This window comes from Pseudomonas sp. B21-009 (assembly GCF_024749345.1).
GTDB lineage: Bacteria > Pseudomonadota > Gammaproteobacteria > Pseudomonadales > Pseudomonadaceae > Aquipseudomonas.
The window spans coordinates 2,181,432-2,203,730 of sequence record NZ_CP087199.1 but is presented as its reverse complement, the minus strand read 5'-3'; the positions used below and the strand labels follow the sequence as shown (position 1 = coordinate 2,203,730).

Below are 22,299 nucleotides of genomic sequence, written 5' to 3'. Positions count from 1 at the left end.
CTATAAATCAACCAACTATCAAGATATCTGATATGCATAGCATTGATATCGACTCTGTCGACTTGAACTTACTGCGAGTGTTTGTCGCCCTGATCGAAGAAGGCGGTGCCAGCCGCGCTGCGCTGCGCCTGGGGGTGACCCAGCCTGCGGTCAGTGCGGCCCTTGCGCGGCTGCGGGAAATTTACGCCGACCCGTTGTTCGAACGCACCGGCCGTGGCCTGCGCCCGACCCTGCGCGCCAACGAGCTGGCACCGCTGATTGGCGAGGCCCTCAATCGCTGCCGCCAAGCCTTTGCGTTGTCGGTCGCGGGTAAAGACATCAAGGGCCGGACCATCACCATCGGCCTCTCCGACGACAGCGAAATCGCCCTGGGGCAAAGCCTGGTGGCGCTGATCGATGAACAACTGCACGGCCTGCGCATTCTGTTCCGCCAGACCCACAGCGGCCTGGTGCAGGACATGCTCATGCATCATCAGATCGATATCGCCGTGTCTGCCGGCGGGCTGTCGTCGCCGCTGATTGCCCGCCACCGCCTGGGCCGTGGCAACTACCTGTGCATCGCCGACGCTCACAACAGCATCCCCAGCAGCGCCGAGGACTACGCCCAGCGGCCGCACCTGCTGGTGTCGTCGGGCGGTTTCGTCGGCATCGTCGACGAGGGGCTGAATGCGGCCGGCTACAAGCGCAGCATCCGCGCCTCGACCTCGCACTTTGCCGCAGTGCCGTTTCTGCTGGTGGGCTCGAAGCTGATCACCACGGTGCCCACCCACGCCGCCCGGGCCATGGAACGGGTCAGCACCCTGCAGACCTTTCCTTGCCCGGTGCCGCTGCCCTCCTACGACCTGGAAATCGGCACGCGGGTGGGCAGCAAGCACGACAGCACGCTGCAAACGGTCAAGTCGCTGATCATTCAACTGGTGGACAACACCTTCTGCCTGTCCTGAGGGCGGGCATCGAGCGCCAGTTGCACGCACGCGCGGGCCAGTACCGTGGTCGGGTCGACCACCGCCACCCGGTGCCGGCCCAGGCCCATGGCCGGCGCCGGGCTGAGCACCAGCGGCAGCTCAGTGCAGCCCAGAATCAACACCCCGGCACCCAGCTCGCACAGGTGCTCGGCGACCACCAGCAACTGCTCCTTGCAGATGCCCTCGGTAAACCCGGCCTTGATCCCGCGCGCGCCGTAAATGGCTTCCATCACCAGTGCCTGGTACTCGTGCCCCGGGGTGAGCAACTGCAAGCCGGCCGCCCGCGCAGCCTCATGATAGACAGCGCTTTGCAACGTGCCCGAGGTGGCCAGCAAGCCCACTGGCGTGCTCGATCCATGCTGCTCGACGATGCAGGCGATGGTCTCGTCGAGCATGTTGACGATCGGCACCTCAAGGTGCGGCTGGATACGCGCTACGAACGCATGAGCGGTGTTGCACGGGATGGCGATGGCATCGGCACCGGCGTCCGCCAGGCGCTGGCAGGTGGCGTAGAGGGCAATGGTCGGATCGGTTTCAGCCCCGAGCAGGTTCGCGGTGCGGTCGGGAATCTGCGGGTTGTGCTCGACCACCATTTTGATGTGGTCCTGATCCTTGCCGGCGGGCGTGTTGGCCACGACCTTATCCATGAAGTCCACCGTTGCCGCCGGCCCCACGCCGCCGACGACGCCGAGCTTGAACGGCGCCTCGGCGCGCCGGTAGTGCTCGCTGGCGGCGTAGTCGGCATAGATCGCATTGCTGTCGAGCATGGCGATGCCGCTACGCTGCAAGGCCGCGCAGACCAGGGCCAGTTCGGTCATGCCCGGTACGATGGCGGCCGCGCCCTGCGCCTGCAGCGCGTCAGCCAGGCGCTGTACGGCCTCGAGCGGCGCGCCGTCGAGTCCGCCGTGCTTGATGCCAGCGTCGCCGTACACCGCCGCCATCAAGGCGGCCTGCTCGGCCGCCGGCGGGTAGCTGAGGCGGTAGTCGCCGCCCAGGTAGCGCTCGAACAGCCCGGACCCGCGAACCACATCCGAGGCCAGCACGCCGAGCACCGTCCCCGGCGCATACCGGCCGGCAATGTGCTGCTTGAGCGCCGCCATCATGTCGAGAATACGCAGGCTCAGTTGCTCCTGGATCTCGCCAAGGAAGGTATGGCTGGCGAAGCACGGCAGCATCACCGTCTCGATACCGCGGGCCTCGAACGCCTTGCACAGTTCATAGACATAGAACTTGCGCGAGGCGATGCTGGCCCCGGCGTAAAGGGGCAACGCGGCGTCGCTGAAAGCCTGCTGCTCCAGCAGCAGGTGGCAGTTGAACTGCTCGGCCAGCACGTGGCGCGAGCGGGTCAGCTTGTAGAACAGGTCTGCCCCGGCCAGCGCCCCCAAGCCGCCGATCACGCCGATTTTGCGTACCGCGACAGCTTCATCCGATTGCACTTTTGTCTTCATTGCCTTGACCTGTTGGTGGCTTGCGTCGGGTTCACAGTGATTCGCAGACTTCACCCTGCACCGCCAGCGTTGGGCTCTCTTTGATAAGCCGGGCCGGCAGCGCCAGGATCAGCGCGCCAGCGCCGACCACCAGCAAGCCGGCGAACAGGTACAGGCCGATATCCAGGCTGCCGGTGCTGGCCTTGACCAGCCCCAGCACCGTTGGGCTGGTGAAGCCGCCAAACAGCGCCAGGGAGTTGATCAGGGCAATGCCGCCGGCAGCTGATTCACTGCCCAGGTAACGGGTGGGGATGGTCCAGAACAACGGCATCGAGGCATACAGCCCGACCGCCGCCACGCTCAGGGTCACCAGGCCCAGCACCAGGTTGCCCGGCACCAGTGTGCAGGCGATCAACGCGCAGGCGGCCACCAGCATGCAACTTGCCAGGTGCCAGCGGCGCTCGCCGACGGCATCGGAATGCCTGCCGATGACGATCATGCCGACGGCGCTGGCGATGTAGGGCACCGCCGTCAGCAGGCCAATATGGAAAGGGTCGTCGACGCCGTAGCTTTTGATCATCCCCGGCAGCCAGAAACCGAGAATGTAGAGCCCGGCCATTACCGAGAAATACACCAGCGCCAGGGCATAGATGCGCGGGTCGCGCACCACCACACCGAGTGCGTGGCTTGTGCTGCCGGTGGGCGTGCCAACCTCTGCGGCGATGCGCTGGCGCTCTTCGCGGCTCAGCCATGTTGCCTGCTCGGGCCGGTCGATCAGCAGGAAGCCGGCCAGAATACCGAGGATGACCGCCGGCGCCCCTTCGAGCAGGAACATCCACTGCCAGCCGTGCAAATCATGCACGCCTTCCATGGCGCGAATGATCCAGCCCGACAGCGGCCCGCCGAGAATGCCGGCGATGGCAATGGCCGACATGAACACGGCGATCACGCTGCCGCGCATGCGCACCGGAAACCAGTAGGTCAGGTAAAGGATGATGCCCGGGAAGAACCCGGCTTCGAACACCCCGAGGAAAAACCGCGCCAGGTAGAACTGCAAAGGCGTCTGCACGAACATCATGCAAGACGACACCAGCCCCCAGGAAATCATGATGCGCATGATGGTCTTGCGCGCACCGATGCGGGTCAGCAGCAGGTTGCTGGGCACTTCAAACAGCACATAACCGAGGAAAAACACCCCGGCGCCGAGCCCGTAGACCGCATCGCTGAAGTTCAGGTCCTGTTGCATGCGCAACGCGGCGAAACCGATATTGACCCGGTCCAGGTAAGAAACGATGTAGCTGACAAACAGCAGCGGCAATATCTTCCAGGCGATCTTGCGGTACAGCAGGTGCGAACCAGTATTCATTTCTGACAAGCCTCTAGTATTTTTGTTATTGGTGCAGGGCAACGCAAAGCGCAGAAACTTCAAAGCAACGATCAACCGCAGAGCGTGTCGGAATCGACAGGCACCTGGCCTCAGGACGAAGCCAGGTGTGCAGCAACATCAGGGCAACCGGCGCACGCGCGCCCTGCCCACTTCGGGTTATTGCTGGAACTTCACCGAGCTTTTCGCCCGTTCATCAACCAGCAAGGTGAAGACATCCGGGCGCGAATAGTGGCCGACCACATCAAAGTCATACCGCGCTTTGACCAGCTCGGCCGAATCGATCTGCGCCACGAGCAAACCGGGGCCGTGCTTCAATGGCCCGGCAATCACCTCGCCCATGGGGCCGATGATCACGCTGTTGCCCTGCATCAGCGGTCGGTCGTCATCCCAGTGCGGCAGGCTGGTACCCAGGTCGCGTGGCGACGGCTGGTACTGGCAGGCGCTGACCAGAAAACAGCGCCCTTCGTGGGCGATATGGCGCATGGAGATTTGCCAGTTGTCGCGCTCGTCCACCGTCGGTGCACACCACACCTCGATGCCTTTGGCGTACATCGCCGTGCGCAGCAGCGGCATGTGGTTTTCCCAGCAGATTGCCGCGCCGATCTTGCCCACCGGGGTATCGATCACCGGCAAGGTCGAGCCGTCGCCCTGGCCCCAGATCAGCCGTTCGCTGCCGGTCGGCATGAGTTTGCGGTGGTTGGCCACCAGGCCCTGCTCCGGCGAGAAGAACAGCGCCGAACAGAACAACGAGCTGCCACTGCGCTCGATGACACCGACCACCAGGTGCGCGCCGGTACGTTGCGCCAGGCCTGCGAGCTCGGCGGTTTCGGCGCCCGGTACATCGATGGCATTGGCGAAATAGCGCTCAAAGGCCTCGCGGCCTTCCGGCAGGCGATAGCCCATGTAGGTGCCGAAGATTTCGCCTTTCGGGTAGCCGCCCAACAGGGCTTCGGGCATGACCACCAGCTGGGCGCCAGCGGCCTTTATTTCAGCCTCGTAGGCAAGAATCGCCTCCAGGGTTGGTTGTTTGCCGTCGGGGTGCGAACCCAGTTGCAGTGCTGCCACAGTAGAGAGGGTCATGGGTCGTTATTCTTGGGTGATGGATGGTGTGTGCATGCTCCTCCGGCGCTTGATATCGAGCAATCCGCCAAAACTTAAATCTGATATGAGTAATTTTGATATCGCTGCCGCACTGGCGGGCCCAGGCCCGCCAGTGGCACATAACGCGACTTTCCAGTGCGCTAAAAGGTCCAGCGCGCGCCCTGCAGGATCCGACTGGATACCAGGCTGGCCTTCATTTTCTCGTCCTGCCTGCCCCTGTCGAGGTAGCGATAGCCCTGGACCTGCGCATGCGTACTGTCATCGCCGGACACCAATGCGCTAACACCAGAGCGCACGCTATCGTCCACATTGCGTTCCTTCTGTTCGGCACTTATCAGGCGAACCACAGCGTAGTAACCCTCTGCGTCTGCAGATGCAGCACAGGCCAGCGATGTATAGGTTGTAGAAACGGCAACCAGCAACGCCGCCGCAGTGTTCAATAGGTGCATTGTTTTTATCTCGTTTGCTTTGAATGATCAGGCGCTTGGTTCAGGGGCATACCCAACGCCTGTGCGATCCCTTCGCCATACGCCGGGTCGGCCTTGAAGAAGTGTTGTAGCTGATGACGGACAACTTCCACGCTGACCCCGGCCATTGAACCGGCAATGTTGTTGAGCAACAGGGTTCGCTGCTGATCACTCATCAAGCGAAACAGAGCGCCGGCATGGCTGTAGTAGTCAGTGTCGGTGCGGTGGTCATAGCGATCGGCGGCGCCCTCAAGGGCCAGAACCGGTTCAGCATGCTGCCGGGCCTGTTTCGGCGCCTCGGCATTGCTGTTCGGCTCATAGTTCGGCGCCGCACCACCGTTGCTGCCAAAGGCCATGGCGCCATCACGCTGGTGGTGGTTAACCGGGCAGCGTGGGGCGTTGACCGGTAACTGCTGGTGATTGGTGCCGACCCGATAACGCTGGGCGTCGGCATAAGCAAACACGCGTCCCTGCAGCATGCGGTCTGGCGACAGGCCAACGCCTGGCACCAGGTTGCTCGGTGCGAACGCCGCCTGTTCGACTTCGGCAAAGTAGTTCAGCGGGTTGCGGTTCAACTCCAGTTCGCCAACCTTGATCAGCGGGAACGCTTTCTGCGACCAGGTCAGAGTGACGTCGAACGGGTTCTGCTCATGACACGCGGCCTGGGCTTCGCTCATGACCTGGATAAACACGTTCCAGCGCGGAAAATTACCGCGCTCGATCGCGTTGAACAGGTCACGCTGGGCGTAGTCCGGGTCGGTACCGGCCAGGCGGGCAGCCGCCTCCGGCGTCAGGTTGCGGATGCCTTGCTGGGTCTTGAAATGCCACTTCACCCAGTGCCGCTCGCCCTTGGCGTTGATCAGGCTGTAGGTGTGGCTGCCAAATCCGTGCATATGCCGGTAGCCATCCGGAATCCCGCGATCAGAGAACAGGATGGTGATCTGGTGCAGCGCCTCGGGGGTGTACGACCAGAAGTCCCACATCGCCTGGGCGCTCTTCAGGTTGCTTTGCGCCAGGCGCTTTTGGGAGTGGATGAAGTCGGGAAACTTCAGCGGATCACGAATGAAGAATACCGGCGTGTTGTTGCCGACGATGTCCCAGTTACCTTCCTCGGTATAGAACTTCACGGCAAAACCACGCGGGTCACGTTCGGTATCCGCCGAACCGCGTTCGCCGCCGACAGTCGAGAAACGCAGGAACACAGGGGTCTGCTTGCCCACCGACTCGAACAACCTGGCGCGGGTGAAATCGCTGATGTCGCGGGTCACGGTAAAGCTGCCGTAGGCACCGGAACCTTTAGCGTGTACCCGGCGCTCCGGAATGTTCTCGCGATTGAAGTGGGCGAGCTTCTCGATCAGCTGAAAATCATCGAGCAGCAGCGGGCCACGCGGGCCGGCAGAACGCGAGTTCTGATTGTCGGCTACGGGCGCGCCACTGGCGGTGGTCAGCACTTTGTTGGGGCTCATGCTTGATTCCCTCTGTCAGTCCAGGCGTTAGCTGCGGCCTTCGACCGCCGATGCACCATTGGAAATAATCACCTCGACACGACGGTTGAGCTGGCGCGATTGCGCTGAGGTTTGATCCGCTACCGGGTATTCCTTGCCGTAGCCCTGGGTAACCATGCGGCTCATGTCGACACCCAGGCGCTCCAGGGCAAAGGCCACACTTTGCGCGCGACGCTCGGACAGACGCTGGTTGAAGGCATCGCCGCCGACGTTGTCGGTGAAGCCTTCAATGCGCACTTTGCGCTCGGGGTTGTTGATCAGAAAATCGGCCAGTCGCTGTACATCGCGCTGAGTGCCCGGCTTGAGGTCGGCCTTGCCGGTATCGAACAGCACATCACCGAAAGTAACCACGTCACCGCGGGGGGTCTGCTTGGCTTTCATCGCCTGCAAGGCTTTGAGCTGCTGGGTACGCACATCCAGCTGCACCTGGGTGCGCTGCACATCGATGGTGCTCAGACCGGCTTCAGCCTTGCGTCCGAGAATCGTCTGCTCGGCCAGGGCGATTTTCTGCTTGGCCAGGTAAGCGTACTGGTCGATGCCCGGGGCACGGCGATCCGCAATGGACAGCTGGTTGGCCTTGCTCAGCGCGACGGAGGCATCCTGGGTCTCCAGGGCAGCGAGCGTACTCGCTTCAGGTTTGCTTTGAAGGTCCGAGTAGAGCTTGCGCGCCTCGAGCAGTTGCGGGTTTTCGGGGGTTGCCGCACAACCGGTCAATGCCAGGGCGACGACACAAGCAGCAGGAAACAAGATACGCATGAAATTATCCTCAGTTGGCAACAGGGGTGGCAGGCATCAAACCAGCATCAGGTGCCTGCAGCATTTCTTGCTTGAGGACTTGAATACCGTTTTGCGCCGCTTTCAGTTCGTTCTGCAATTTCGCGGTACGGGCCATGCGCTCGGCCAGGGCCGAGTCGGCCTGGATCTGCTCGGCAAGCTCCTTGGCCTGGACGAAGTTTTTCTCACCCAGCGCCTGGTCCATCAGGGCGCTCTTGTCCTGTGCAGTTTTCATCTGCAGCGGGGCGTACTGGGTGGCGCCCGCCGATACCGCCCGGTTCAGGGCATTTCTGGCCAGGGAGACCTGCTCACTGGGTACGGGCATGCTGCTGCAGGCGCTGAGAAATACCGCTGCGCTGAGCAGCGAGGACCAAAATACGACTCGCCGGGTTGTCTGTTTAATACTCATTGGGTTCTCCAGTTGTGCTTGTCCAAGTAGTGCTCGACGCCTTCTTCACTCAGGTGAGAGGCAAAAGAAATCCACACGCGCATCGCCCACTGGCAATGCACATCTGCTTACTGACGGTTCATCGGGTACCTCGTGTGCTGGGTGGGTTAAGCTCGAAAGTTCACCTGCAACCTCGCCGGTGATTTCTGGCGGGCCAACGGCGGTGGATCGATAACACTCATCAGCGCGCCCAGGGCGCAGGTGTCTGGCGGCTTGAGCAGAAAGGCCCGCACGACCTGCGCCGGGCATGCCCTGACACGCTCGGGCGATTGATCCTGGTCGCCGTAGAACAGCGTGTGCAGAATCTGCGGCCGTGACCGGCAGAACTCACTCAACTCGACGCCCTGCGGCACAGCCAGGGCCTTGTTGACGATGAGCAGGTCAAAGGGCGCCTGGGGGCTGCTGGTCAGCGATGCCAGTTCGTCAAAGGTGCGAACCGGCGCGATTCGGTAGTAACCGAGAGCGTTCAGCTGCTTCTCAATACGCAACAGCTGCGCGTGACGCTCATCGGCAATCAGGATTCGCAGAGCCTTGTTGATCATGCGCGCTGGCTCCGTTGTTCGGCTCGCCCGAGCCAGCGCACCAGCTCTTCGCCACTCATGGGCCTGGCGTACCAGTAGCCCTGCCCTTGGGTGCAGCCCATGTCGAGCAAACGCTGGCGCTGTTCATCGGTCTCGATGCCCTCGACAACCACCGTCATCCCCAGCGCGCCACCGAGCGCCAGGGTGCTGTTGACCACCGCATGGCAACGCGGCTCATGCATGAGTGCGCGAACAAACTCGGCGTCCAGTTTGATTTCGTTGAAGGGCAACTGGAGCAAACGCTGGAGCGAGGAAAAGCCAGTGCCAAAATCGTCGATCGACAACTGGCAACCCATCATGCGCAAGCGAAACAGGCACTCAAGGCTGGCTTCCGGCGCTTGTAGCAGGCCACTTTCGGTCAGTTCGAAGGTCAGTTCCGAACCCCGTGCTGCATACTCACGCAGCAAGTTGCGGATCTGCGCCGCGAGGGTGCCGTTGGACAACTGAGCGGCTTGCAGATTGAAGGCGAAATTGAGCTGATGCCCACAGGCACGCAGGTGTTGTTGCAGTGCCAGGCCCTGGTGCAACTGCTGGCGTAGAAGCTCATCGAGCAAGCCGTGACGTTCCAGAACGGGCAGGAAGCACGCAGGCGACAACATTTTGCCGGCCCCATGGCGCCAGCGGGCCAGTACTTCAACCCCGGTGGCTTGCCCGGTTTGCAGGTTGAACTTTGGCTGAAAGAACGCACACAGCTCGTGGGACGCGAGGGCCTGACGCACCTGCGCTTCACTAGGAACGAACTCGAGCTGCTCGGGCAGCATTCCAGTACGCGGCACAGCGCAATGCTTTTTTAGCATGCACTCCAGGGTTTCATAGTGCAGCGGCTTGCCGATATCGCCGAGCAGTTCCAGGTTCAACAAGGAAATGATCTGGCGAACCGTACGGCGCAGATCCGCAGACAGCGAACTGCTGATAATCACCGAACCCACCAGCCCTGAATGACCAACGGCCTGCATGAAGGCCAGGCCATCCATGCCCTCCATCTGCAAATCGCACAGGGCGACATCGACCGGGCCGACATCCTTCAGTACTGCCAGCGCCTCTGCCCCGTCGGCCGCCTCGAACACCTCGGTACAGCCCATCTGCTGCAGCATGCTGACAGCAATAGCGCGCTGAAACGAATGATCTTCAAGGACAATGACACGCAAAGGAGAAGTAAGCATTGGACCCTACCCACGAGAAGTGCTGGACCTCATCTTCTGTCATCAACCGGACAAACAACCGATGTAACGGCCTTAGTTACTGTAGGAAATTTCTCAGGCAGAAATTTTTCGATCTACGCGCCGGCCAGAACTGCCAGGCAAAAAAAAGCCCAGCAGCGGCTGGGCAAAGGAGGGAGCAATCATTACCACAGATAGCGATAGCCGAGCGTCACGCCCCATGGCTGTTCAATGTCATTGCCTTTGGCAAACTCGGTGTCCAGCGACACTTTGCTCCGGTCGCTGACCTGCAAGATCCCGCCAACCCCCAGCTCGACGCGATCGCCCGGCAGCTGCGACTTGAGCCTGTAACCATTGACCGTGACATGGCTGTCACCGGCATGCTCGGCGATGTAGGAGGCTTTGACGTAGGGCTGCGCCTGCATGCCATTGCCCAGCGCCAGGCTACGGCCGAACAACGTACTAACCCGGCTTTGCAGCGAGTCCATGGCCGCTGAGTCAACGTGCAAGCCATTGCTGGCGGTATAGCGGGCGCCGGTGGTACGGGTGGCGCTGAGTTCGACCTGGGGTTCGACGAACCAGCCATCCTTGAGCAGGATGTGCTTGCCCACCTCGACGTCGACACCATAGCCGTGGCTGTCATAAGACCCCTTCACGGCAGTGCCCAGGTTGGTCGGCAGCTTGAGGTCGTTATCGAAATGGCTGTACTTGATGACGCTGTCGACATACAGGCCATTGTCATTCAGGTAGGTGGCGTAAGCGCCCAGCATCCGGCTGTCGATCTGCCCGGATGCACCTTCACCGAAGTTCAGGTCCGACTTGGCCGTGCCCAGCATGCCACCGACATAGAGTGTGCCGCTGGCCAGCCCGATGGCCTTGTCGGCACCGATCTCGACCCCGCTGTTGTTCTGGCTGAAGGCCCGGCTGGAATGCTCGGCAATGGTGTAGCGGCTGCCGATGGCGCGGGTCCACACACCACCTTCGTCCTTGCCCAGGCGCAGCTCACCCAGGCGCTTGACCAGTGTGTTCATCTGCGCGTTCCACAAAGTTGCCGCGCCAGCCTGGGAAGCAATCGCCGCATTGGCGCCTGCCGACAGGTGCTCGGGGCCCGGGTTTACTGGAACCACAGGGTCGAGCGGATTGACCGGATCAACGGGGTCAAGCGGATCGACCGGGTCTACCGGATCCACTGGGTCTACCGGATCAACTGGCGGCACCCCGGCAGTGTTGGCCAGGTACCAGTCGTCTGCCCGCTGCTCAAGGGTGTAACGGAAGGCGCCAGCATCCACATGCCCGCCATAGAGGCTGAAGCGCCCCGCTCCACCGTTGCCATCCACCACCATCAGCTTGCCGTTGGCGGCGGTGGGCTCATGGCCGGAGTCCTCGACTACCAGGGTATGCTCGCCTTCGATCACGCCCCCGACCTTGATCAGGTCGCCGCGCTCATTGGCCAGGTCGCTGTTCATCACGAAGGTACCGTTACCGCTGAGGTCGCCGTCAATCGTCAATACGCTGGCCGCAGGATTACTGAAACGGACCTGCCCCTGATCAAGGTTCAACTGCCCCACCTGCGAGCTGCCGGTCATGTTCCAGGCGCTTTGCTCGAGTGTCAGCACATTCAAACCATGGACTGTGCCGGTCAGGCGGGTGCCCTCGGCCAGAAGTAACTGCGCGTTGTGTGCGTTGGCCTGGACTGTGCCGCTCAGGGTCGACTGGCGGGCCTTGATCAGCACGTCTTCACTGTCGACCAGGCGGCCGTCGGCGAGGGTTCGTTGCTCCACCGACAACAGGATATCGGCGCTCAGGGTCGAGCCGCTCAGGTCAATCTGCGCACTGCCGCCCTGAACGCTGATGGCGCGGCCGTTGGCAACGTCCAGGCTGGAGTTGTTGATCTCAAAGTTGTTGCTCACCCCGGCAGTGGCCAACGACTGCACACCCATACTGTTGACCCCGTCGGCGCTGACCGCGACGTTATCCAGGCGCAAGGTGCCGCCATTGCTGGCTTGCACAGCTCTGGCAGCATCGCCGGTCAGGCTCACCGTCGAGTTGCTCGCTTCGATAAGCGAACCGGAATAAGCCGCCAGGCCAATGGTGGTCTGCTCGCTACTGAGTTCGACGCTGTCCAGGTGGATTTGCGAACGATCGGCAGCAAACGCGCCAACACTGTTCGCGCCGACCTTCAACAACAGGCCTTGCCCATCGATTGTCGACGCGTTACCGGCATACAGCGCATAGGCCAGGCTGCCCGAGGTCTGTATCTGCCCACCATCGAGGCTGGCTTTGCCGCCTCGCTGGGTGAAGACGCCAATGGCGTTGTCGCCCTGGGTCTGGATACTAAGATTGCTCGCCAACAGTTGGCTGTCAGCATCCGGCACCCAGACGCCGTAGGCATTCGCGCCGCTGGTGAGAATCCTGCTGTTATCCAGGGTCGCCGTGGCGTTGCGATTGACATTGACCCCGATGGCACTGTCGCCGTGGGTATGGACTTGCGTGTTCTCAAGCGTGGCGAGCGCGCGCTGACGGCTGTTTGCCCCCAGCAGATAGAGACCATGTGCACCGTCGCCGGCCGTCTGCAGCACACTTTCGCGCATAGTGATCACGCTGTCATCGAGCAGATTGACCGCCGAAGAAAACTGGCCGGTGGTGGCAAGCGTTGACGTATCGACCTGAACCTGCGCACTGCGTTGCAGGTTCAAGGCGAAGGCGTTGTTGCCCTGGGTGGTGAGGCTGGAACCTCTGACACGCAACCCTGTGCCTGTTCCCGTCACCGCCACGCCATGGCTGAATTGCCCATCGGTGGTGACAGCACTGTCATTGATCAGTACCTCAAGGTTGTTTCCGGCGAGGCTGATACCGGGGCGGTTGTCCCCTGTGCTGTTGACCACCTCACCATCGAAAACCAGATCAGCATTCAACGTGGGCTGGGCCGCTAACGCCGTACTTTCGCCAAGCGCAAATAGAACCAGGCTGGCGGATAAAGAAAGTACAAAACCAGGTGCATACAACATCGGGAGCCCTTCCATAATTATTCGAGCGCAAGCCACGCAACTCTCCAATAAGTGAAAGAACAGCCGTATAGGGCGCTTCCCATCACCATGTAGGGAATTTCCCACGATCAGCGAAAATACAAACACCTCTGTCTAAACACCCAATCGCTTCCTGAGAAATTTCCTACAGACACTTGCGATCTTCCTTGGTCCGCGTCTCCACACACCCGCCTAAATTAGCGCCTGCTTCCTCGCTTCTGGCTGGCAAGCAGATCATTTGGCCTGAGTGCTCGAAACATTGCGTTTGCAACTCGCGCCAGCGTGAAAGCAATTTAAATCGTATTAGGACTAAGTAGATGAAAAAGATTATCAGCGTGGGTTTGCTGTCTGCCGCAATGCTGTCGTCACTGAATGCCCACGCAGCAAAGGCTGAGTTGAAACTCATTGGTACGATCACGCCAGCGGCGTGCGTTCCAAACTTCGCCGGCGGTTCGATCATTGACTACGGTAATATTCCGGCAGGCACTCTGAACGCTACTGCTCAGACGAACCTTCCTATCAAATCAACCACTATCAACATCACCTGCGACGCACCTACGACGTTCTACCTTAAACCGGCGGACGAACGTGCCGGGACCGTAGCCGCTGGCGTAATGCCCCCAAACGCCGGTGCGACCACGGTGTACGGACTGGGGGCTGCCCCTAATGCTGCGAACATTGGCTCCTATATCGTAAGCATCACTGGTGGTCTCGCAGACACAGGTACCACTTCGCGTACTCATAGCCTGGACGGTGGAGCTACTTGGGCCTTATGGGGCGGCCAATTCAGAAACAACGGTACCCAACTTATTAGTTTTACCAACGGCAGCAACGCAAACCCTGCGCCTCACACCTCAATCACCGCGGATATCACCGTAGTTGCTTCACTGGCTCCTGCCAACAGCCTGCCGCTGGCAAACGAAATCGCCCTTGATGGTCTTACCACCGTTGAAGTTGTTTATCCATAACAGGCGAGTGCAATAGCGCCGCGTAGAGCCGGCCCCAACCACTGGGGCCGGTTCAGCTGCCGTCATGGTTTAGAAATCGACGAAACAACCTCATTTGAAAAACATCAACCTTATCGTCAAGGCGAGAAATAACACTTTCATTTCAAGCACGGAACTATTTACATGCTTCTTATCACCCATCATTTTCGATTAATTACTGCGACACTTATTTCCTGCGCCTTTACACTTTTAACCGCCCCTGCCACCCATGCTGCCGGAATGATTCCGGAAACGACAGTTATCATCCTGGATGAGGGCGTTGGCGAGAAAACCATTAACATCAAAAACTCCGACCCCTCACCTGCACTTCTCTATAGCACCATCGAAAACCTCGAAGATGACCAGGAAAACCTGATTGTCATTACCCCTCCCGTAGCACGCGTGGAGCCGGGAGAAACCCAGGCCGTGCGCTTTCTGCTCAACTCGCCAACACCGCTCAAGGTCCAGCGTCTGCGCAGGGTTACCTTTGAAGGAATCCCGCCCAAAGACAACTCGACAGGTGCCAGGATCGGCATGAATGTGCGACAGAACCTGCCGGTGATCATCAACCCCAAAGGGCTGGAAAAAGAGCCTGAGCCCTGGACCCGTCTGAAGTGGTCCGTTCACGGCAAAAACCTGACCGTCGAGAACCCCAGCCCCTATGTAGTAAGGCTCGGCCAAGCGGTCACTGTACTGCCCTCGAACACCATTGCCAGCCTGCCAAAACTGTATGTGCTGCCCAATGAAAAGATTACGGTCGCCCTGCCTGAGGAAGTAAAGGCTGGCGCGACGGCGATCAAGATCCAGCCAGCGACCGTGTATGGGTTTTCGGTAGACAGTTACGAAGCGCCACTTACTAACTAAGCCGCCGAGCTGCACTTCTCGACTTAGCACGCATCGTTACCCGCTTTGCCGCTGACGATATGCATGGATACTCAGACTATGACCACGCCTTCAATTCGCAACTTCCATGCATATGGAGTTTATTCTGTTCGTACCCTTTCAATCCTGATAAGTGTCGTTGCCATGGCACCCGTGCGCGCCGAAACCGCAGGTGCCGACTATACAGTGGCGGCGCAGGCGAACACGCCCGCCACTGTGACCTTTGATCTGGATATGCTCAAGGGCCGAGGTATTGATCCAAGCCTGGCAGCCTACTTTGCCGATGCGCCGCGCTTTCGCGAAGGCCGGCAAGCAGTGACGCTGTTTGTCAACGGCGAACGTAAAGGTCAGGCACACGCTGCATTTGATTCACAAGGCCAATTGATTTTCGATAAAGACCTGCTCGACAAAGCCCAGCTTAAACTTCCCGCCGCCGCATTTCGTCACAAGAACGCTTCAAGAAATACGCCAACCTACGATTTTATCAAATCATTCCCCAACACCCTGGTGCAATTGCAGCCCGGCAAAGAAGAAGTTCACCTGATTGTTCCAACCGATGCCTTGAAATCACCGGAACAGGCGGTTGATCACTACGACAGTGGCGGCACCGCGGCCTTGCTCAACTATAACGTGATTGGCGTCAACAGTGAGTTCTCCAGCGGCTCCAGCGAGTTTCGCTCGGTGGATACCGTGGCCGGTTTGAATGTTGGCGACTGGATAGTGCGCAGCCGGCAGACCTACACCTCGCAAAACAACAGCAGCCGCGCCGAGCACCTTTATGCGTATGGGCAAAAAACGTTTTCCGAGATCAGCTCGATTGTCCAGGGTGGCCAGATCAACATCAGCAACTCCATTTTTGCCGGTGACTCGATTACCGGCGTCCAGATTGTTCCGGAAACAGGACTGCGCCCAGCGTCCCAAGGCAGTGGGGCAACGGTGGAAGGCATCGCCTACTCCACGGCACGGGTAGAAGTACGCCAGAACAACGCGCTGATCCATACCTCCGTTGTGCCTGCCGGGCCCTTCAGCCTGAGCAATCTGCAATTGCTCAGCAGTAACAGCGACCTCGACGTGACCGTGATTGAGGCCGACGGCTCCAGGCAGGCGTTTTCGATTCCTGCGGCAAGCCTTGGCGGCGGCATGTTGGGGTCTACCCCCGGGTTTTCCTTTGCGGCGGGCCAATATCGCCCCTATGGCGAGGTCGACAGCAAAAAGCCGACGCTGGTAACAGGGACCGGTACCTGGCAACTGAATGGCAAGACCAACCTCACGGCGGGTTTGATGGGGGCTACGGCCTATCAGGCCGCTGGCTGGGCAGCGGACCATGTCTTGACCCCCGCCACCACCCTGGGTCTACGGCAGTTGATCTCGACGGCCTCTGAAGAAAATGCCAGTGGCACCCAATTGAGTGCGTCGCTCAACACGCTGGTCAACGACAGACTGTCGCTGAACTTCAGCGCTACGCAAAACACCGAAGGCTACCGTGACCTGGTGGATACAACCTATATCGACGACGACAACTCCTGGCTCAACGGACGGTACCGCAACCAATACACCGCCGGCATGGGCTGGACCCATAAAACCCTGGGTGGGTTTCGCCTCTCGCATGCCTATTCGACACTGTTCGACGACACGACTACGCAGCGCCTGCTTGGCGCCTGGTCGAAAAACTTCAAGCGCGCCAATGTGTCTTTGAACGTGCAAAAGAGCATGGGCGACAGAGGCCCTTATGACACTGGCGACGCCGTCTACCTGTCGGTGAGTGTGCCGATCGGAACGCGGACAGTGCGCACCTATGTGAACGCCGACAGCAACACCACCCGCACCGGCGCCACCTACAACGAACAAGTGAACGACAGTTTCGGTTATCGATTGCAAGCCGAGCGAGACCTCTCGGACCGGGAAACCGATATCTCTGTAATGACCAACATTCTTCCTCGTTACGCACAAGCAACGCTGGGCTATTCGCGCAACGGCAAAGACACGACGACTTACAACGCCAGCCTCAGCGGCGGGGTGGTAGCGCATCAGGACGGCGTTACCTTCACGCCTTATGCCGTGGACGATACCTTCAGCATCCTTTCGGTAGGGGATATCTCCGGCGTCAAGATCGCCACGCCACAAGGCCCGGTGTGGACAGACTACTCGGGTAAAGCAATCGCGCCGAGCCTGCAGGCCTACAGCAACAACCGCCTGGAAATTGCCCCTAGCAGCTTGCCGCGCAATGTCGACATCGTGAACGCTTTCAAAGAAGTCCAAGTCGCTCGCGGCTCGGTAAAACGGGTGGATTTCGGCGTTGTCTCCAGCCGCCGGGTAATGATGACCGCCAAAGACATCAACGGCCAGCCGCTGGATAAAGGCTTGATGGTACTGGACGGCAACAAACAATACCTCTCCACCGTCGCGGGCAATGGCCAGATCTTTCTGTCGAACATAGAGCCCGGAACCCCGCTGACCGTCTACCTGGCCAACGGCAAAAGCTGCTCATTGAACTACACGCTTGCGGACAAAGCAGAGGCATCTGCCTATTTCGAAACTGTCGACGCCCTTTGCAAGCCACTTTAACGGTAATGGATATGGTCAATTTCTTGAGAACGCCCGACGCCCGGGCACACTTAGTACTGCGCAAGCTTCCCGCTGCGTTGTGTTTTTTCACCACACTGGGCTATGGCGCTTACGCCATGGCAGGCGCTGACACCGATTGCGTGATCCAGCTCAGCCAGCCGCTCATTGACTATGGCCAGGTCAATCGCACGCAACTATTCCCAGGCGGGGTTGCGGTTCGCGATGCGCTGTTGGGTAAAAGTACCCTCAGCCTGTCCGCCGTCTGTGACAGCAAAACCACTATGGCACTGCAGTTCAGGGGCGAACCTGCCGGCAGCGATAGCTATCGCTTCGCTCGTACGGGTGCCTTTACTTTGAAAGTGTTGAGTGCTCAGCTCGATGGCAAGTCTGTTCGTATGCGTCCCGCCCAAAGCGTGGCTGCAAGCGCGAACGGACAGATGATACGCCCGGGAGAAAGCCTTGCACCCTACGATGGAGTGCAGGCCCTGGCAGGCGAGCGGCTGAGTATGTTGATCGAAGTGCAAACCCGCATCGACTCAGCGGCCGCCAGCGTTCGCAATGATGAGGTGTGGGCCGGTAACGGCCAGTTCGAACTGCAAACCTTCTGAACACAAAGAGCCCCAAGTGCCGACCCGATGAAAGACTTCAGGCAGACACTTGGGGCGCAGTGCTCATCGCGTTGCAAATGACTCGGTATAGTTTTCCAACGCTTGCGCCAGCTCCATCATCTCTTCCCGCAGCACCGCCCCCGCCCGTCTCACCTGTTCATCACCTTTCGCTGCACAGGCAGCCTCCAGTTGCTCGCAGGCCTGGATCAGGCGTCGAGCCTTGACGATGCGCGCGCCGCCCTTGACCTTGTGGGCCAGGTCCAGCAGTTCCTGGCAATCCTGCGCGAAGCAGCCCTCGGCCAGACGCGCCATGTCTTGCTGGTTACTCATCGCCAGATCATTGAGCAGCTCACGCAGGGTTGCCTGATCGCCCCGTACGAGTTTTTCCAGGGCGCTAAAGTCGATGTCGTCGGCCTCTAGCGCAGTCGGCTGATCGCCTGGCTCCAGCGGGGCGATCGACTCGAAGCGGTCCAGACGCTGCTTGAGCAGCTCCAGGCTGATCGGCTTGAACAGGCAGTCATCCATGCCCGCCTCCAGGCAACGGAGCTTTTCATCCGGTTGCGCATTGGCGGTAAAGCCGATGATCAGGCAATGCGCGAGCCCGCGTTCGGCTTCCTCGGCGCGGATTGCCCGGGCCAGGGCATAGCCGTTCATGATCGGCATGTTGCAGTCGGTGATGACCACATCGAAGCGCTGCTGGCGCCAGGCCCGCAGCCCGTGGGCACCGTCTTGCACCGCGACCATCTCGTGGCCCAGGTAGCCCAGCTGTTTGGACAGCAACAGGCGATTGGCCGGGTAGTCGTCGACCACCAGGATCTTCAGTTGCCGCTGTGGCGCCTCGTCATCTGCGACAGGCTCTTCAGGGGGCAGGGGTTCGAGGATAGGCACCTGCAGCAATACGTCGATCTGTGTGCCCTGCCCCAGCACACTGTGCAGGTGCAACTGGCCGCCCATCATCTCGCACAGGGTGCGGCTGATGACCAGCCCCAGGCCCGAGCCGCTGCGCGCGGACTGGTTGTTGTTACTGGCCTGGGTGAAAGGGTTGAACAGGTTCTGCTGGTCCTCGGCAGAAATACCCTGGCCGCTGTCTTCCACGCGCACGCGTATCGACAGCGGCTCGCCGGGGCTGTTGTCCAGCACCTCGAGCAGCAGACGCACCTCGCCTTCGGCGGTGAATTTGATGGCGTTGCTGACCAGGTTGGAAATGATCTGCTTGAACCGCAGCGGGTCGATCGACACGTCACAATCGGCACGGGCATCGAGCGCCAGTTCCAGCTTCAGGTGCTTCTGCTGCGCCAGGCCTTCGAAGATCCGCGCCACCGACTGGGTCAGCTCGGTGAGATTGGCCCGACCGGGGCTCAGCGAGAGCTTGCCGGACTCGATCCTGGCAATGTCGAGGATGTCGCCGATCAAGTCGAGCAAACCGTGGGCGGCCCCCGACGCGACCTCGATGGCAAAGCGATCGAGCACACCCTGGTCGGATTTTTTCAAGGCCAGCTCCAGCATGCCGATCACCGCATTCAACGGCGTACGGATTTCATGGCTCATGGTGGCCAGGAAGGTGGTCTTGGCCCGGTTGGCTTCCTGGACCATTCCCAGCAGTTGCTCGCGCTCACTGATGTCGATCCAGCCGCCGATCATGCCGGTGATGGCCCCGTCACTGTCCTTGTAGGGCAGCATCCAGTGATAGATCGTCAGGCGCCGCCCATCCGGCAGCAGCAGCACGCGATCCTGTGCCTTGGCCACATCGTCACGCAGCACTTGCAGGTACTCGGCATGGTAGGCAGCGGCCTCGGCGCAGTCGACGAACAGCTCCTCAGTGATGCGCTTGCCCTGCACTTGCTCTTTACCCAGGCCCAGCACTTCAAGATAGCTGACGTTGCAGGTCACCAGGCGCCCCTCAAGGTCACGCACGTAGATCGGGTGCGGCGTTCCGTCGATCAGTACCCGCATGAACTCCAGCTGGTTGCTCAGTGCCCGCTCGGCCATTTCGCGCCGGTGAATCAGGCGGCGCAGGTAGGCGATCCAGAGGACCGCCACCAGCAACAGCACACCGGCGATAAAGAACCCCTGGATGATCGCGCTGCGATTGCGCAGCCAGAAGTTGTCGTCGATCACCACTTCGCTGCGCCAGCGGCTGGTGATCTCGGCCATTTCTTCCGGCGAAATGCTCAGCAGCGCCTTTTCCAGAATGGCGTACAGCTCGAGGTCGCCGCGATTAGTGACGAAGGCAAACCTGGCGGGTTCGATGCCCACGGTGCTACTGACCTGCAAACGGTCGCGATACTGGCGCGAGATCATGTAGCGGGCGCTCAGTAACGAGTTGGCGCCGGCATCGACCTCGCCCTTGGCGACCATCGACATGACCTGCGCGGCGTTGTCGGCATAGACGATCTGAATACCCGGGAAATTGCTGATGATGTAGTCGGTGAGGAACACGCCACGAATGATCGCCAGGCGTTTGCCTTCCATCTCATCCAGGGTCGCCGGGCTCCCGGGATCGCCGCGGTTGATCATCACATAGGGTGTCGACAGGTACGGCCGGGTGAAGCGCATCTGCCCTTCACGCTCGAAACTTGGGGTCAGGGCCGCCAGCAGGTCGACCTTGCCGGTATGCAGGTTGTCGATCTGCCGGGCCATCGAGGTGCCACGCACCACGTCGAATTTCAGACCGGTACGCAGGCTGACCTTGGCCAGTACGTCGGCACTGACACCGCGCAGAGCGCCGTGTTTGTCGAAGAACGACAGCGGCAAGAAATTTTCCATCGCCGCCACGGTCACCCGCGGGTGTTTTTCCAGCCAGCGTTGTTCCTTGGGCGTCAGGTTCAGGCGATTTTGCCCCGCAATGTTCATCTGCGATGAGCCCCAGCGGCGCAGGATCGCCATGCGCTCGCCGATCGGAATCGCCGCGATCGCCGTATTGATGATGTCCAGCAGGCGGGTGTTGCCAGCAGCCAGGGCAAAGGCAAAGCGGCTGCCTTCAAGCCGGGAAAAATCCGTGAGCTGGACGTTGTTGAGGTAGTTCATGCTGATCAGGTAGTTGGCGCTGATCGCATCGCCCAGGTAAGCGTCGGCCTTGCCAAAGGCCACTGCGCCAATGGCACTTAGCGTCGAAGGATAAAGCTGCAGTTGCGCATCGGGATAGGCACGTTTGACCTCCTGCGGCGGCAGGTAGTGGTACAGCATGGAAATTTTTTTCCCGGCCATGTCCCCCGCAAACCCTGAGTCACCCTCACTGCGGGTGACGATGATGGGTTGATCCTGCGCATAAGCGGCCGTCATCAGCAACTCGGGGTCCGCCGCTTCAAAGCCGTTGGCGGTGGCCAGCAGGTCGATTTCCCCCGTCTTCAACGCGCCGACGACGTCCGCCCGGGATTTGAAGCGCCGCACCTGCACCTGGACATGCAGCAGTTGCGCCAGCAGGTCCATGTAGTCGGCGGTCAACCCTTCGTACTCGCGCCCGTTGCCCGTCACGTCGAATGGCGGGTAATCCGGTGCTGAAACCCCGAGGTAGAGCGTGCCTTTTTTGCGCAACCAGCTCCAGTCCGACTCACTGAGGCCGACCTGGTGCTCGCCCAGCCGGGAGCGCCCGAACAGCTGCAGGGTGTCTTCTGCTGGCTCGTCGCCGGCAAAGGCCGTCACCCCTTCAACTACCATCAACAGGCCCGTCAACAGTGCCAGGCACACGCGCAATGAGTACTTCATCAGATCAGGTTGTTACGTTTGGCCAGCTCCGACAGGTGCACCAGGGAACTGAGGTTGAGCTTCTCGATCACTCGGGCTTTATAGGTGCTGATGGTCTTGTTGCTGAGCAGCATGTCTTCACCGATCTGCTTGTTGCTCAAGCCTTTGGCCAACTGCTGCAGGATCGACAGCTCGCGGTCGGAGAGGCTCTGGATCAACGCCTGCTCCGAGGCATCGACGTCTTCACGGCGCACCGAGTTCAGGGTCAGGTCAGGGAAGAAGGTATAGCCCGACTTGATGGCATTAATGGCGTTCACCAGTTCATCCAGGTCATCGGCCTTCGACACATAGCCGGCTGCCCCGGCGCGCATGCAGCGCATGGAGAAAAACGTCGGCGACAACGAGGTCAGGACCAGCACTTTGACCGGCAACTTGAACGCCGAGATTCTGTTCAGGGCGTCCAGGCCATCAACACCGGGCATGGCGATATCCAGCATGACCAGGTCCGGCTGATGCTCACGCACCAACTGCACTGCCGATGCGCCATTGTCGGCCTCCGCCACCACTTCGTATTGTTCCTGCTTCAGAATCATTCTTACGGTCGAACGAATGAATGGGTGATCGTCAACAATCACGGCTTTCAACATAGGTCCCTCTGGAATACTGGAAATTAAACTAACGAAAAAGCGGCAGAAGAAGATCGCGAGCTGAGGCGATAAACACAGTGTGTCGG

The 22,299-nt window shown here is 60.2% G+C and carries 17 protein-coding genes; 5 read left to right on the top strand and 12 right to left on the bottom strand.

Annotated features, from left to right (window positions below; genetic code table 11):
- Positions 1-32: 32 nt before the first annotated feature.
- Positions 33-944, top strand: a complete 912-nt coding sequence (locus LOY34_RS10145; RefSeq protein ID WP_195883661.1) for a LysR family transcriptional regulator — start codon at positions 33-35, stop codon at positions 942-944.
- Here LOY34_RS10145 and LOY34_RS10140 read toward each other — a convergent pair.
- The 10 genes from LOY34_RS10140 to LOY34_RS10095 all read right to left on the bottom strand — a co-directional run bounded on the left by LOY34_RS10140 (position 911) and on the right by LOY34_RS10095 (position 12,730).
- A complete protein-coding gene (locus LOY34_RS10140) occupies positions 911-2,413 on the bottom strand; it encodes an amino acid racemase (protein ID WP_195883660.1) in 1,503 nt (500 codons plus the stop codon). The genes LOY34_RS10145 and LOY34_RS10140 overlap by 34 nt on opposite strands.
- 31 nt (positions 2,414-2,444) lie before the next feature.
- Positions 2,445-3,758 (bottom strand): MFS transporter, encoded by a 1,314-nt coding sequence (locus LOY34_RS10135; RefSeq protein ID WP_195883659.1) that lies wholly within the window; start codon positions 3,756-3,758, stop codon positions 2,445-2,447.
- Between the two features lie 177 nt (positions 3,759-3,935).
- Positions 3,936-4,859: a carbon-nitrogen hydrolase family protein gene (locus LOY34_RS10130; RefSeq protein ID WP_195883658.1), complete on the bottom strand. Its 924-nt coding sequence runs from the start codon at positions 4,857-4,859 to the stop codon at positions 3,936-3,938.
- Between the two features lie 161 nt (positions 4,860-5,020).
- Entirely contained in the window at positions 5,021-5,329 is a 309-nt protein-coding gene (locus LOY34_RS10125; RefSeq protein WP_195883657.1) for a hypothetical protein, read from the bottom strand.
- A gap of 5 nt (positions 5,330-5,334) precedes the next feature.
- Positions 5,335-6,813: a catalase gene (locus tag LOY34_RS10120; protein WP_195883656.1), complete on the bottom strand. Its 1,479-nt coding sequence runs from the start codon at positions 6,811-6,813 to the stop codon at positions 5,335-5,337.
- Between the two features lie 27 nt (positions 6,814-6,840).
- Complete coding sequence (locus LOY34_RS10115) at positions 6,841-7,608, bottom strand: OmpA family protein (RefSeq protein ID WP_195883655.1); 768 nt, start codon at positions 7,606-7,608, stop codon at positions 6,841-6,843.
- A 10-nt stretch (positions 7,609-7,618) separates the two neighbouring features.
- Positions 7,619-7,951 (bottom strand): DUF4398 domain-containing protein, encoded by a 333-nt coding sequence (locus LOY34_RS10110; protein ID WP_258664681.1) that lies wholly within the window; start codon positions 7,949-7,951, stop codon positions 7,619-7,621.
- A gap of 230 nt (positions 7,952-8,181) precedes the next feature.
- Complete coding sequence (locus LOY34_RS10105; protein ID WP_195883653.1) at positions 8,182-8,616, bottom strand: hypothetical protein; 435 nt, start codon at positions 8,614-8,616, stop codon at positions 8,182-8,184.
- Positions 8,613-9,818: an EAL domain-containing protein gene (locus LOY34_RS10100; RefSeq protein ID WP_195883652.1), complete on the bottom strand. Its 1,206-nt coding sequence runs from the start codon at positions 9,816-9,818 to the stop codon at positions 8,613-8,615. Before LOY34_RS10100 ends, LOY34_RS10105 begins: the two co-directional genes overlap by 4 nt.
- A 182-nt stretch (positions 9,819-10,000) precedes the next feature.
- Complete coding sequence (locus LOY34_RS10095; protein ID WP_195883651.1) at positions 10,001-12,730, bottom strand: autotransporter outer membrane beta-barrel domain-containing protein; 2,730 nt, start codon at positions 12,728-12,730, stop codon at positions 10,001-10,003.
- A gap of 428 nt (positions 12,731-13,158) precedes the next feature.
- On the opposite strand from LOY34_RS10095, the gene LOY34_RS10090 reads away from it, so the two are divergent.
- The 4 genes from LOY34_RS10090 (at position 13,159) to LOY34_RS10075 (ending at position 17,882) form a co-directional block, all read left to right on the top strand.
- Positions 13,159-13,809, top strand: coding sequence for a DUF1120 domain-containing protein (locus tag LOY34_RS10090; RefSeq protein WP_195883650.1), 651 nt, complete (start codon positions 13,159-13,161; stop codon positions 13,807-13,809).
- A 162-nt stretch (positions 13,810-13,971) separates the two neighbouring features.
- A complete protein-coding gene (locus LOY34_RS10085) occupies positions 13,972-14,691 on the top strand; it encodes a fimbria/pilus chaperone family protein (RefSeq protein WP_195883649.1) in 720 nt (239 codons plus the stop codon).
- A 78-nt stretch (positions 14,692-14,769) separates the two neighbouring features.
- The gene (locus LOY34_RS10080; protein WP_258664679.1) at positions 14,770-17,274 is read left to right on the top strand and encodes a fimbria/pilus outer membrane usher protein; all 2,505 of its coding nucleotides are present in this window, start codon (positions 14,770-14,772) and stop codon (positions 17,272-17,274) included.
- 5 nt (positions 17,275-17,279) lie between these two features.
- Positions 17,280-17,882: a hypothetical protein gene (locus tag LOY34_RS10075; RefSeq protein ID WP_258664677.1), complete on the top strand. Its 603-nt coding sequence runs from the start codon at positions 17,280-17,282 to the stop codon at positions 17,880-17,882.
- A gap of 63 nt (positions 17,883-17,945) precedes the next feature.
- Here LOY34_RS10075 and LOY34_RS10070 read toward each other — a convergent pair whose 3' ends face one another.
- Both LOY34_RS10070 and LOY34_RS10065 read right to left on the bottom strand, forming a co-directional pair.
- Positions 17,946-21,587 (bottom strand): transporter substrate-binding domain-containing protein, encoded by a 3,642-nt coding sequence (locus LOY34_RS10070; protein WP_195883645.1) that lies wholly within the window; start codon positions 21,585-21,587, stop codon positions 17,946-17,948.
- Positions 21,587-22,213, bottom strand: coding sequence for a response regulator transcription factor (locus LOY34_RS10065; RefSeq protein WP_093384634.1), 627 nt, complete (start codon positions 22,211-22,213; stop codon positions 21,587-21,589). The genes LOY34_RS10070 and LOY34_RS10065 overlap by 1 nt, the downstream gene beginning before the upstream one ends.
- Positions 22,214-22,299 lie beyond the last annotated feature (86 nt).